The 12,714-nt window shown below is 74.9% G+C and carries 12 protein-coding genes; 4 read left to right on the top strand and 8 right to left on the bottom strand.

Annotated features, from left to right (window positions below; translation table 11 throughout):
- Positions 1 to 186: 186 nt before the first annotated feature.
- Positions 187 to 723, top strand: coding sequence for a hypothetical protein (locus tag ACZ5WK_RS27835; protein WP_465551203.1), 537 nt, complete (start codon positions 187 to 189; stop codon positions 721 to 723).
- A gap of 166 nt (positions 724 to 889) precedes the next feature.
- Here the strand turns inward: ACZ5WK_RS27835 and ACZ5WK_RS27830 are convergent, their stop codons facing one another.
- Entirely contained in the window at positions 890 to 2,374 is a 1,485-nt protein-coding gene (locus ACZ5WK_RS27830) for a DNA-binding protein NsdB (protein WP_465551201.1), read from the bottom strand.
- A gap of 470 nt (positions 2,375 to 2,844) precedes the next feature.
- On the opposite strand from ACZ5WK_RS27830, the gene ACZ5WK_RS27825 reads away from it, so the two are divergent.
- On the top strand, positions 2,845 to 4,059 hold the full coding sequence (locus tag ACZ5WK_RS27825) for an aminoglycoside phosphotransferase family protein (protein ID WP_396324861.1): 1,215 nt from the start codon (positions 2,845 to 2,847) through the stop codon (positions 4,057 to 4,059).
- 53 nt (positions 4,060 to 4,112) lie between these two features.
- Here the strand turns inward: ACZ5WK_RS27825 and ACZ5WK_RS27820 are convergent, their stop codons facing one another.
- The 3 genes from ACZ5WK_RS27820 to ACZ5WK_RS27810 all read right to left on the bottom strand — a co-directional run bounded on the left by ACZ5WK_RS27820 (position 4,113) and on the right by ACZ5WK_RS27810 (position 7,310).
- Positions 4,113 to 5,465 carry an acyl-CoA dehydrogenase family protein gene (locus ACZ5WK_RS27820; RefSeq protein WP_465551199.1) on the bottom strand — a complete coding sequence of 451 codons (1,353 nt, stop codon included), beginning with the start codon at positions 5,463 to 5,465 and terminating at the stop codon, positions 4,113 to 4,115.
- 402 nt (positions 5,466 to 5,867) lie between these two features.
- Complete coding sequence (locus ACZ5WK_RS27815) at positions 5,868 to 6,362, bottom strand: hypothetical protein (protein WP_396324859.1); 495 nt, start codon at positions 6,360 to 6,362, stop codon at positions 5,868 to 5,870.
- 744 nt (positions 6,363 to 7,106) lie between these two features.
- Complete coding sequence (locus ACZ5WK_RS27810; protein ID WP_465551273.1) at positions 7,107 to 7,310, bottom strand: DUF397 domain-containing protein; 204 nt, start codon at positions 7,308 to 7,310, stop codon at positions 7,107 to 7,109.
- A 479-nt stretch (positions 7,311 to 7,789) separates the two neighbouring features.
- On the opposite strand from ACZ5WK_RS27810, the gene ACZ5WK_RS27805 reads away from it, so the two are divergent.
- The gene (locus tag ACZ5WK_RS27805) at positions 7,790 to 8,329 is read left to right on the top strand and encodes a PTS-dependent dihydroxyacetone kinase phosphotransferase subunit DhaM (RefSeq protein WP_465551197.1); all 540 of its coding nucleotides are present in this window, start codon (positions 7,790 to 7,792) and stop codon (positions 8,327 to 8,329) included.
- Between the two features lie 128 nt (positions 8,330 to 8,457).
- The gene (locus ACZ5WK_RS27800) at positions 8,458 to 9,387 is read left to right on the top strand and encodes an NAD-dependent epimerase/dehydratase family protein (RefSeq protein ID WP_465551195.1); all 930 of its coding nucleotides are present in this window, start codon (positions 8,458 to 8,460) and stop codon (positions 9,385 to 9,387) included.
- Positions 9,388 to 9,435: 48 nt separating this feature from the next.
- Here ACZ5WK_RS27800 and ACZ5WK_RS27795 read toward each other — a convergent pair whose 3' ends face one another.
- From ACZ5WK_RS27795 to ACZ5WK_RS27780, 4 genes are all read right to left on the bottom strand, one after another.
- Positions 9,436 to 10,635: a GDSL-type esterase/lipase family protein gene (locus ACZ5WK_RS27795; protein ID WP_465551193.1), complete on the bottom strand. Its 1,200-nt coding sequence runs from the start codon at positions 10,633 to 10,635 to the stop codon at positions 9,436 to 9,438.
- The gene (locus tag ACZ5WK_RS27790; RefSeq protein WP_465551191.1) at positions 10,632 to 11,120 is read right to left on the bottom strand and encodes an NUDIX hydrolase; all 489 of its coding nucleotides are present in this window, start codon (positions 11,118 to 11,120) and stop codon (positions 10,632 to 10,634) included. Before ACZ5WK_RS27790 ends, ACZ5WK_RS27795 begins: the two co-directional genes overlap by 4 nt.
- A gap of 128 nt (positions 11,121 to 11,248) precedes the next feature.
- Positions 11,249 to 11,890, bottom strand: a complete 642-nt coding sequence (locus ACZ5WK_RS27785; RefSeq protein ID WP_465551189.1) for a NeuD/PglB/VioB family sugar acetyltransferase — start codon at positions 11,888 to 11,890, stop codon at positions 11,249 to 11,251.
- Positions 11,891 to 11,957: 67 nt separating this feature from the next.
- Entirely contained in the window at positions 11,958 to 12,692 is a 735-nt protein-coding gene (locus ACZ5WK_RS27780) for a sugar transferase (protein WP_465551187.1), read from the bottom strand.
- Positions 12,693 to 12,714 lie beyond the last annotated feature (22 nt).

Genomic DNA, 12,714 nt, shown 5'->3' with positions numbered 1-12,714 from the left:
AGGTTACCGCCTCGGGCACCCCGCCGCACACAGGGCGACCGACCCTACTGTCCGGTTGGCATATGCCGGAGGAATTTTGCCGGGGATCTGCCCGAATCCCCCACGGGGGTCAGGCCGCTGTGCAACAGTCTTTTCACCACCCGGACAGGCCCCGCGAGGCCGCCACCTCCGACCGATGGAACCGCCATGAGCATGCCCAGAACCGCCGGCCGTCCGCCGGGCACCGCCGCGGCGGACGGGCCGGCGGGCAGCCCGGCGGACGGCGGCGCCCGGAGCGGAGCGGACGGTTCCACGGACCACCGGGCCGGCAGCGGAACGGGCACCGGGTCCGGAGCCGGGGCGGCCGACGACGCGGTGGACGGCAGAGTGGACGGCACGGCGCAGGCGCCGTCCGACCCCGGGGTCGGCTCGGCCGAGTGGGATCTGCTCACCGACGACGTCCGGTGGTCCGCCGAGGTGTTCCGGCTGCTCGAGTGCGACCCCGTGCACGGCCCGCTCAGCCTCGACCGGCTGCCCGACCGCCTCGACGAGGCGGACCGGCCACAACTGCGCCGCATGATGACCGAAGCCCTGGTGCACGGACGCCACGCCTACGGCACCCTTCAGGTACGCCGCCCCTGCGGCGGACACGGCGCGATCGAGTGCACGGGCGAGCCCGTCTTCGGCACCGACGGCACCGTCACCGCGCTGCGCCTGCTGATCCGCCCGGCCGACCGGGCCTGAGCCTCCTCCCGTCGCGCACGAGGTTCCGCGCAACGTCCTGCGCAAGGTCGCACACGAGGTTCCGCACGAGCTCCCGCACGCGAGGTCCCGCACGAACGCCGCCGGTGCCGGCCTGCCCCGCGCCGAGACCGGATCACGGTCGGACCGAAGTCGACGACCTCCGGGCTCAGGCGAGGTTCGGCCGGTTCTTGGCGTCCGCCTGCCGCAACTCCCGCCCCAGCTCCGCACGGAGCTCGTCCACCACCGGCACCCCCCGGTAGCGGGCTGTCAGCCGGTACATCTCGCGCAGCCGGTCCCAGGTGCGGTGGGAGGAGTTCTGGCCGATCAGGTTCATCGCCATCTTGGCCTGGAGCTCCGCCGCGTCCGGCTCGCCGGTGAGCCAGTGCACGGAGGCGAGGGTGATCCGGTCGAAGAGCGCCGAGCGCAGCTGCCCGGTGCCCTCGCGGAGCTTGATCACCCGCTCGGCCTGCTTCCGGGCCTGCGGGGCCGCCGACGGGTCGTGCTCCGCGAGGGTGCGCAGCACCAGCGCCTGCATGCCGCGCAGCTCGGCCTCGTCGAAGACCTGCATCCAGGACGGCGGCGGCTCGGGGACGTCCTCGGCGAAGAGGTCCTCGGCCTCGCCCAGCAGCCGCCAGGTGTCCTGGGAGTGCCCGATCGAGGCGTGCGCCCAGGCCTCCACGGTGTTGAGCATCGCGCGCGTTCTCGGCAGCACCCGGCCGCCGCCGGCCTTCGCGGCCGACATCAGGTCGAGCGCGTCGTCGGCCCGGCCGAGGTGGACCATCTGACGGGCGGCGCGCGAGATCGCCTCGCCGGCCCTCGGGCGGTCGCCGGCCTCCTGGGCCGCCTCGGCGGCGATCACGAAGTACTTCTGCGCGGTCGGCTCCAGGCCGACGTCGTGCGACATCCAGCCCGCCAGCACCGCGAGGTTGGCGGCGACCAGCCACAACCGCTGCTCCACCGCCGGGTTGTGGCGGCTCGTCAACAGACCGCCCACCTCGTTGAGCTGACCCACCACCGCCTTGCGCTGGAGGCCTCCGCCGCGCGCGGCGTCCCAGGCGCGGAACACCTGCACCGAGCGCTCCAGCGCCTCCACCTCGTCGAGCCCGACCGGGCCCGCGTCGTACACGTCCACCACCGGGCGGCCACCGCCCTGCCCGGTGACCACCGGTCGCGGGCCGGGCACGGAGGCCGCGTACGCGACCGCGTCCCCGCCCAGCCAGCCTTTCAGGGAGTCGGCGACGACCGCCCCGGCCGTGAGCGCGGCACCCGCGCCCACCAATCCACGTCGGTTCAGCATGAGGTCCATTCCCGTGAACTCGGTGAGGACCGCGGCCGTACGATCCGGCTCCCATGGATGTGCTGCGGGCTGCGCCGCTCCGGTCCTGGTGGGCCGGTGTCGTTCCAGACCGAGGTCCTCAGTGGTGACGACACGGCCGAGCCGCTCCGTGAACACGGTTGCCAGCACCCTCGGCACCGGATCGCGCGGGATCTCCCCCTGCTCGATCCACCGCCGGACCCGTGAGGTGTCGGTGGACAGCTGCTGCTGTCCCATCGCGGCACCGCGCCGGTTGACCAGCCGTGCCAGCTCACCCTTCGACCATCCGGTCAGGACGAACAGATCGGCGAGTCGGGTGTTGGGTCCCCTGCTCACGTGAAGCCCCCAGGTTCCTCGGCTGGTTCGAGGCTAGAGGCTCCGTCATGTGCCAGGCGAGCATTCGCCAGGCTTCGCCAGGGTCCGCCACATTACCAACCAGTGCCATCCGGGTGTGATGTAGAGGTGCGCCACCTCGCCCCTCGGGTCGGGCGGCGCCCCAGGCCGGACCGGGGACTCCCCCGCCCGTGCCAGGGGGCGTCCCCGGTCCTCACCCGAGGGGGTGGCGCGGCCGGGTGGCGCGGGGGCGCCGGGCACGGCCACGGCAGTACCGGCCGACCGCACTCCCCAGGGTGCGGGCGGCCGGAACACCGCCGCAGCAAGGGGCTTCGGCCCCCGCGTCCGTGCCCGGCGCCCGCGCTCCACCCACCGCACCAGGGCCGCCGTCACGCCAGGAAGCACGCGGCACCGGCCCTCCCCGCACCGCGGGGCGTACCCGCCGACGGACAGGAAGGGACCACCCTCACCCCATGTACTCCTCAGCGACCTCCCCCTCGCCGACCGCGACCCGCACCGCGCTGCGCCCCCCCACCGCAGCCACCGGCCGTCCCGGCCCCAAGCAGGTCCCGCCGCCGAGCCGCCCCGCGGCCCCGCGCGGCACCGACGGCCGGTCCGCGGACGCCCGGGGCCAGGCCGCGCGCACGGCACTGGGGCTGCGCGCCCCCGACTCCGTCCTGCCGGGCGGCGCCCGCGTCCCGGCCGCCCGCCCGGGCGACGGCCGGATGCTGCGCCCGCCGATGCGGCCGGGCCAGCCCGGCACCGCCGAGCGGATCGACCCGTCTGCGCTGCAGACGCCCGCGGTCCGGGCCGCGCTGGCCGGAGTCGCGCGGATATGTCCCGCCTTCACCCCGCGCCAGGTGCTGCGCGAGGGGAGCCGCCACATCCTGGTGGCGGGCACCATCGGGCGGGCGCCGGTGGTCGCCAAGTGCCTGGCGCCGCAGGCGGTGCGGAGTGAGTACTTCGAGCAGCTGGTGGCCGACTTCCACCACGAGGTCGCGGTCTACCGGGCCTTCGTCCGGCACCGTCCGCCGGTGCGGCTGCCCCGGCTGGTCGCGGCCGACCACGACCGCTGCGTGCTCGTCATGGAGCGCGTTCCCGGGCGGCCGGCCGCCCGGGAACGCCACCCGGTCAACGCGCCCACCCCGGGCGAGGTGCGGGCGCTGCTCGGCGCCGTCCGCACGCTCAACCTGTGGCGGCCGCCGACCGACGTGTTCCAGCCGCGGCTGGACTACCAGTTGGAGATCGCCCGCTACCACTCGGTGGGCCAGCTCACCGACCGGGACGCCGGCGACCTGCGCGGACTGCTGCACGGGCTGAGCCACACCCCGCTCCAGCTCTGCCACGGCGACGCCCTGCTCAGCAACATGCTGCTGGCGCCGTCCGGGCCGGTGCTGGTCGACTGGGAGCAGGCCGGCTGGTACCTGCCCGGCTACGATCTGGCGGTGCTCTGGAGCGTGCTCTCCGGGGACACCGCGGCCCGCCGCCAGATCAGCCAACTCGCCCAGAGCGGCGGCACGCTGGCCCGGGACGCGTTCCTGGTCAACCTGGTGCTGGTGCTGATGCGGGAGATCCGGCTGTACGACGTGCCGGGGGCCGGCGAGGAGCAGCGGATCATGATCCGCCGGCTGTACGACGACGCCGCACTGGCCCGCCGTGCCGTCCGCGCCGCGGTCGGCACGCGCTGAGCAGGGTCGGCGGAAGCCGGCTGCGCGTCAGGCCCGACCGCGGGGCCCGGTCCTCAGGACCGGGCCCCGCGGTCCAGGGCGGCACGGCCGGCGGCGTCCAGGACGGCCTCGTCCGGGGCGAAGTACACCCGGCTGCTGAGCACATCGCGCAGGTAGCGTTCGAGCGGGTGACGCCGGCTCAGACCGGGATTGCCGGTGAGCGAGACGGCCTGCTGGACGGCCGTCGTCGCGGCGCGGGTGACCAGCAGGTGGGCGGGCCCGGTCCGGGCGACGGCGTCCGGATCACCCCGGTCGACGCGCTGGGCAAGGCCGTTGACCAGCTCCTCGGCGCCGATCAGCTGGGCCTCGATCTCGCCCAGCGCGCAGCGGTACCGGGGCAGGCGGCCGAGCGGCTCGGTCAGGTTGGCCGGGGTGCGCTGGTGCAGGAAGCGCACCAGCCAGTCCTCGGCGGAGCGGGCCACCCCGAGGGCGACCGCGGAGAGGGCCAGGTCGTGCCAGGCCCGGGTGAGTTCGGCGGCCGGCACGGCGGACTCCCCGACTCCGGTTCCCGAAGGGGAAGTTCCGGTTCCTGTCGGCGCGCTTCCCGAAGGGGAGGTTCCGCTTCCCGAACGCGCCACTCCCGACAGGACGGGTCCGGCGGGGGTGGCTCCCGAAGGGGCGGCGGATCCCGAGGGAACGGTTCCGGCCACGGTCATCGGCACAGCGAGCCCGAGGGCGAGTTCGGCCGGCACCCGGACGGCGTCCAGCAGCACGTCATGGCCGGCACTGGCCCGCAGGCCGAGCTGGTCCCAGGTCGGGTCGACCTCGAGGCCCTCGCTCTCGCCGCGGACCAGGAACGTCCCGACCCGCGGCACCGGCTCGTCGGTCCGCGCGGTGACCGCCATCCAGGCGAGCGCCTCGGCGCCGGCGCAGTACGTCTTCCGGCCGGTGAGCAGCCATCCGTCGCCGTCCCGGCGGGCCGTCGTGGCCGGAATCGCACCTCCCGGCCCGCCGCCCTGGCCGCCGGGCTCCGCGTGCAGGGTGTTGACCAGCGCCGGCCCGCGCCGGGACTCGGTGAGCAGCCGCCGGTAGCCGGCCGCCGGCCAGCTCGCCACCCGGGCCTGCTCGGCGTGCCGGAGCAGGGTGAACGCGGTGACCACGGCCACCGAGGCGTCTCCGCGCCCGAGTTGGGCGAGCACCCGGACGGTGTCGGCGAGCGTCCCGCCCGGCCCGCCGTACCGCCGGTCGACGGTGAGGGTGAGCAGTCCGGCCTCGTGCACCGCCTCGATGCCCTGGTACGGGAAGGTGGCGTCGCGGTCGTGCTCCTCGGCCCGGGCGGCCAGCAGGTCGACGACCCGGGGCAGTCCCGCCAGAGCGGCGGCGACGGGCGACTGGTCGGCGGCGAAGGTGGTCGCGGTGCTGGTCATGGTGCTGGTGCCTCCGGGCGGCAGCGTGGGCTCGGCAACTGCGGGCGGCACGCCGACGGGCGCGCGGTACCGGTTCGGCGGCCCCGGAAGTCAGCGGAACGCCCGCCCCCGGATCGGCGCCGGCCCTCCGGCCGGCCGCACGCCGCCTCGGGGACGAATCCCCCTCAGTGGCCCGGACACGCCGCGCTGGCGGTGCGCCGCAGGTCCAGATAGCTGCGGCGGGTCAGCAGCGGGAGACGGCACGACATGTTCGCGACTGTACGAACCGGTGATCGAAACCGTCAAGCAGCGACCGGGCCGCGGGACGGCCCCGTCGCTCCCGGCCTGCCCCGACCGTCCTCCCGGCCGTCCGCCTGACCGTTCTCCTGGCCGGAATCCGACCGGGTACGGGGCGGGTGCCGGTCAGCCCTGCTGGAACATGTCCGCCGGGAGCGGCTTGAGCAGCTGGTAGAGGTCGTCCGAAATCGGTCGGTCCCAGGAGGCGATGGTGACCTGCACGCCGTCGCTGCGCCCGAACTGGGAGCAGAACAGCCGACCCTCGCTGACCTTGACCTTCTTCACGATCAGCAGGTCGTCCCCGAGCATCACCGGGAAGTCCTCGGCCGAGACGAACTCGACCGGTTCCTCGTTCTCCAGGGCCGCGAGCAGCTGCCGGACCTCGAAGGGCACGTCGTCCCCGGTGTCGCGGGCCGGCGAACCCTCGGGGAGGTTGCCGATGAACATCGCCGGGCCTCTGCCGCCGAACAGGTCATAGCGCAGGAAAATCCCCTGGCAGGAGCCGTCCGGACCGGTCATCATGGCCGCACCGAAGTCGCCGGGCCAGTCGCCCGGGTCCATCGCGAGCACGTCGAAGTCCGGGCCGGTGGGCTGTCCGGAGCGACGGCGGAGAAAAGACATGGGAACATCGTACGTGCCCGGCACACCGCGCTCACGGGGTGGGTGGGGCACCGGACGGAGATCCACGCTCAGAGACCAATGTTGACTCTGAGCAACCGTCCGGGCTACGTTCGGTTCAGCACGACAGCCGTTCTGGGTTTCACCCTCCGGGGGGACGGCATGTCGCAACGCGGCCCTACACGCGTATCCCTCACTGTGCACATTTGTCGTGCCGAACCGTCGAGCACCCAGCTTCGTCGTCGCACACAGCACTGCACAGCGAGCACAACACAGAAGCCAACAGTTCCATGCCACACAAGCAAGGTCCGCGGGGCCCCGGCCCGTCGCTCCCGCGGATCTGCTCGGGACGCCGCCGCGTGGGGGCGTGCGGGTCCCGAGCACCCGGTACCGGCTCCGAGTCGCTCTCGGTTCCGGTGCCAGCCTCCCGGCGACTGCCGGCCCCCTCGTGGGGCCGGGACCGGCCGACGCACCCCCGGTGCGCAGGGGACGACTGGGAGGCAGGCCTGGCATTACTGCCGGGCTACACAGCAGGCGCCGTGTCTGGCCGCGTGGGGGCGGTGGGCACGGCGTCTGCCTGTGCTCATACTCTGAGCTGCGTTTGTCTAACAGTCAACAGAAATTATGACCGGGTACGCTCAAATGAGATCGGACCGATGCAACCCCGATGCCCAGGGGGTGCACAGCGGAACGGGCCCCTGGTCGGGGCCCGTTCGGGCGGGTCCGGGGCGAGGCCCGGCCGGCGCCTCAGGTGAGGTCGAACTCGCCGTCCCGGGCGCCGAGCACGAAGGCCCGCCACTCGCCCGGGGTGAAGACCAGGACCGGGCCGTCGTCCTGGCGGCCGTCCCGCATGCCGATGTAGCCGTCCACGAACGCGATCTGGACATCCCCGACGCCCTGACTGCTGCACAGCCAGGTGGCCCCGGTGAAGTCGACCTTCGGCTTCCCGATCGGCGCGAGCTCCCGGACGGCTCCGGCCCCCTCGACGGCGGACCCTCCGGCCGCCCCGACGGCCGATTCCACGTCAGTCCCGATGTTGGCTGCCACTGCTGCTCTCCTCCCGACGGTCTTCCGGGGCCAGCCTAGCCATCGCCACCGCCCCGGTCAGGGGGTTGCCGAGGACTCCCCCGACGGTGGGACTCCTCGCCCGGGCCGTACTCCGGCGAGCGGCCCCGCCCGCCCCTCGCCGCCCGCCGGTGGACCGGAGCCCCCTCTCGCCCCTCGCCCCTCCGCCCTCGCCCGTGGACCGGAGCCCCGGACCGGAGCCGGTGCGCCGGAAGCGCTGAGCGTGTCCCGCCCGGGCGGGCGGCGGGCGAGCTGCCAGAGTGTGGGAAGCCCCCACCGAGCACCCCCCACCGAGCACCCCTCGCCGAGCAGCTTCACCGAGCACCCCCGCCGAACACCCCACCCCGCGCCCCCAGGAGCAGCCGATGAGCCGCCGGGACGGCACCCGCGCCGATGTCATCCCCATCTCCGACGCCCCCTCGGCCCACCCCCCGGCGCCCCGCACCCCGCCCTCGCGCACCCCGCTGCCCCGGCCGACCCCGGGCCGGCCCCCCGCGCACGGCCGGGTCGGGGTCGTCCTGGTCTCGCACAGCCAGGAGCTGGCCGCCGCCGTCCGCGCCCTGACGCTCGCGCTCGCCGGCTCCGACTCCCCCGCCCCGGTCGCCGCGACCGGCGGCGACCTGGTCTCCGGCCCCGGCATCAGCGCCGTCCTGGTCGCCGCCGCCACCCGCCGGGTCGACCAGGGCCACGGCGTGGTGATCCTGGCCGACCTGGGCGGCGCGGTCTCCACCGTCCGCGCGCTGCTCGCCGCCGCGGACGAGCACGGCCTGCCGTTCCCGGCCCGCTTCGCCAATGCCCCGTTCGTGGAGGGCGCGGTGGCGGCCGTCGCCACCGCCACCGCGGGGGGCGACCTCTCCGCGGTGCTGGACGCCGCCGAGGAGGCGTACCGCCAGCACAAGGACTGAGCCGCCGTCACCGCCTCGGTTCCCAGTGGCGCTTCTCGGCGTTCCACCCCACGGCGGGTGACCGCGCGGCTACCATCGGCGCAGGACCTGCCGGGCGGGCCGGTCGGTCGGAGGGGGGAACCTCAGCCATGCGCGTGGTCGTCACCGGCGGGGCCGGATTCATCGGAGCCAACCTGGTCCGGGCCCTGCTGGCCCGCCCCGAGGTGGACCAGGTCCGGGTCGTGGACGACCTGTCCACCGGCAGCAAGGCCAACCTGGCCGGCACCGGCGCCGTGCTCCACGAGGGCAGCATCCTCGAACCGGCACTGCTGGACGAGGCGTTCACGGGTGCCGACGCGGTGGTGCACCTGGCCGCGCTGCCCTCCGTCCCGCGCTCGGTCAAGGACCCGCTGGCCAGCCACCACGCCAACGCCACCGGCACCCTGGAGGTCCTGGAGGCTGCGCGGCGGGCCGGCGGACTGTACGTGGCCGCCGCCTCCTCGTCCTCGGTCTACGGCGCCAACCGCGAGCTGCCCAAGCGCGAGACCATGCGCACCGCGCCGATGAGCCCCTACGCGGTGAGCAAGCTGGCCACCGAGTCGTACCTGGCGGCCTACCACCACTGCTACGGGCTGGGGGTGCTCCCGCTGCGCTTCTTCAACGTGTTCGGCCCGCTCCAGCCGGCCGGGCACGCGTACGCCGCGGTGGTGCCCGCCTTCCTGGACGCCGCACTGGCCGGGCGGCCGCTGACCGTGCACGGGGACGGCGGCCAGAGCCGGGACTTCACCTACGTCGGCACGGTGACCCAGGTGATCAGCGAGGCGGTGGTCCGCCGGGTGGTGCACGCCGACCCGGTCAACCTGGCCTTCGGCACCCGCACGTCACTGCTGGAGCTGGTCGGCGAGCTGGAGTCGGTGCTCGGCCACCCCGTCGAGGTCACCCACACCGACCCGCGGCCCGGCGACGTCCGGGACTCCCAGGCCGACAACTCCCGGCTGCGCGGGCTCTTCCCGGACGTCCGCCCGGTGCCGCTGCGCGAGGGGCTGGAGCGTACGGCGGAGTGGTTCCGGACGCTCTGAGGGTCTGCCGGGAGGGCATGCCGTGAGGGTGGCGGCCCGCGCGCCGCGTCACGGCGCGCGTTGACCCTCGCCGTCCCGGACGTCCCGGCCCTGACCCTCGCCGTCCCGGCCCTCGTCATCCTTGTCGTCCCCGTCCCGGGCCTCGTCGGCGAACGGTCCGCCCGGGCCGAAGACCAGCGCGGCGAACCGTTCGCCGATCAGCCGGTGCCCGGCCGGGCTCGGGTGCAGCAGGTCGGCCAGACCCTCGGCGTCCTCCGGGCCCAGCAGCGCGAGCCCGTCCAGGTGGTGCAGGTGCGGGTCGCCGGCCGCCCGGGCCGCGGTGATCTCGGCCAGCTCGGCGCGGACCGCCTCCAGGGTGAGCGCACCGGCCGCGATGTCGGCCGGGTCGCCGAGCGCCGCGAACCGGGGCCCGTCCGCCGTCTGCTCGTACGCCGCCGGGCCCGGGGTCCGTTCGAACGGTGGGCTGAGCAGCGGGGAGACCACCAGGAGCGGGGTGTCCGGGTGCCCCTCGCGGACGGTGTCCAGGAAGCCGTGCACGGCCGGGACGAAGGCGCGCCGGCGGAACGAGGCCGCGGTGATGACGTTGATGCCGATCTTGAGGCTGATCAGATCGGCCGGCTGGTCGCGGATGGTGCGGGCGGTGAACGGGTCCAGATGGGCGTTGCCGGCCAGCGAGAGGTTGAGCAGGTCGACGCCGGCCCGCTCCGCGGCGATCCACGGCCAGACGTCGGCGGCCGAGTCGGCCTCCGGGGCCTGGCTGATCGAACTGCCGTGGTGCAGCCAGCGCCGCCGCGCGGTCGGCCGGGGCGGGTGGACCGCCGCGTCGGCGCGCAGGGCGACCAGCTCGACGGAGGTCCACTGCGGCAGCCACAGCTCCACCTCGCGCTCGGCGTCCGGGGCGCCGGGGTGGAAGCGCAGGACGGCCGGACCGCCGGCCGCCGGCAGTGGCGCCCGGTCGGCCCGCACGCCGTCCAGCACCAGCTCGACCGCGCCCGGGTGCGGCGGCTCCGGCGCCGCGTGCAGGACGAGTTCGAGCACCGTCGCCGCCGTCCGGAAGGCCAGCCGCACGCCGGACGGCATCATGGCCACCCGGCGCACCGCGTCGCCCGGGAACTGCGCGGCCGTCCAGGCGGGCAGCCGCCAGGGCCGCAGACCGGCCGCGGTGCGCTCCAGGTGCAGCGCACCGCGGAACTCCACCGGCCCGGCCGGGAGCGGGACTTCGGTCAGGTCTGCCGGGGATCCGGTCACGGCCGCTCCTTGCCCTCCCACTCGAAGAAGGTCCCGCCCCGGGACTCCCTGGCCTGGCGCAGGCACTGGTGCTCCTCGTCGATCATCGGCGGCAGGTCGTCCAGGTCGAACCAGCCGACGGCGAGCGCCTCGTCGTCGTTCACCCGGGCCTCGCCGCCGACCGGCCGGCAGCGGAAGACGAGCACCAGGTACTGCGACACGTCGCCGTTGGGGTAGGTGATGTCGTCCGTGACGCGCACGCCGGCGAGCACCTCGGGGACGGCGACGACGCCGGTCTCCTCCAGGCACTCGCGCACCACGCCGTCGGCGGGCTGCTCGCCCGGGTCGAGGATGCCGCCGGGCAGCGCCCAGCGGCCGTCGTCGGCCCGCTGGATGAGCAGCACCCGGCCCTGGTCGTCCAGGACGACGGCGATGGCGGCGCTGAGCCAGAGCTTGCGGGTGCCGACGACGGCGCGGAGGTCGGCGAGGAACGCGGGAATGGCCATGTCCCGCACCCTATCCGGCGACCGGGAACGACGGTCGGGAACGACGGGTCGGGAAGCGGCCGGGAAGCGCTGGTCGGAACCGGTGGCCGGGAACCCCGGTGGAGGATGTCGTCGGGAGTCTGCGGCGGTCAGGAACCGGACGCCCGCAGCGGCCGGGCGGGCGAGCCGACCACCACCTCACCGGGCTGGACGTCCCTGGTCACCACGGCGGCCGCGCCGACGAAGGCAGCCGCGCCGATCTTGCGGCCCTGCAGGACGACGGCGTTGCTGCCGACGGTGGCGCCGTCGGCCAGCAGCACCGCGCCGGACACGTTGCCGCCCGGGTAGACCGTCACCCGCTCGCCGAACACGGTGTCATGGCCGACGGTCGCGTTGTAGTGCACCTGGCTGTGCGCACCGAGGCGCACGCTGCTGGACACGTACGCGCCGCCCATCACCAGGCAGCCCGGCCCGAGCACGGTGTCCGGCGCGATCAGCGCCCGCGGGTGGACGAGGGTGGCGGGCACCGCGCCCCGGCCGTCCAGCAGGGCGGCGAGCCGCTGCCGGACGGCCGGGTCGGCGATGCCGACCAGGTAGCGGGCGCCGGACGGAAGGTCGGCGGGCCTGCGGACGGGCAGGCCGCGGACGGTGGCGCCGTGCTGGTGGTCGTCGAGGAACCCCGCTACCGGGACGCCGGCCGCGAGCGCCGTGTCCAGCGCCTCACGGCCGACGCCGCCGGCGCCGGCGATCCAGAGTTCCTGATGGTCCGTGGCGGCGGTCATGGCGGTCATGGCGGTCATCCTGCCCGGTTCCGGGCCCGGCCTGCCCGGGCCGTGCCCGGCCTGCTCGGTTCGGTGTTCAGGAGGGCTCCTCGACGACGGTGCGGACGGGCTGCGCCAGGCGCGGTCCGGTGGCCTGCCGGGGCAGGCTGATGGCCGGGAACGGGGTGACCGGCGCGGGTGCGGTTGCTGCTGCCGTTGCCGCCGGCGCTGTTGCCACGGGCGTCTCGGCGGGCTCGGTGGGCGCCGGGAAACCGGGGTTGACCCCGCCGGCTGCGGTGATGCCGCTGGGGTTCAGCAGCACCTTGACGGTGAGCACGAGGATGCGCAGGTCCAACAGCAGCGAGCGGTGCCGGACGTACCAGAGGTCCAGCTCGATCCGCTCGGGCCAGGTGATCGAGTTGCGGCCCCTGACCTGCGCCCAGCCGGTGAGCCCCGGACGGACGTCGAGCCGGCCGCGCTGGCGCCGGGAGTAGTGGACGACCTGCTCGGGCAGCGTGGGCCGGGGCCCGATCACGCCCATCTCGCCGCGGGCGACGTTCCAGAGCTGCGGCAGCTCGTCCAGGCTGGTCCTGCGGAGCAGTTCGCCGAGCCGGGTGATGCGGGGCGCGTCCGGCTCCTCGGGGAAACGTTTGTCCCGCATGGTGCGGAACTTGAGGATCTCGAACTCCTTGCCGTGCCACCCGGTCCTGGTCTGACGGAAGAGCACCGGTCCGCCCATCGTGCAGCGGATCAGCAGGGCGATCACCAGGCCGAGCGGAATCGCGACGATCCCGGCCAGAACGGTGACCGCGAGGTCCCCCCCTCGCTTCATGACGGTCCTTCCCCCTGATGTG

It is taken from the genome of Kitasatospora sp. NPDC032757 (assembly GCF_055579305.1).
This window is presented reverse-complemented; position numbering and strand designations above follow the sequence as displayed.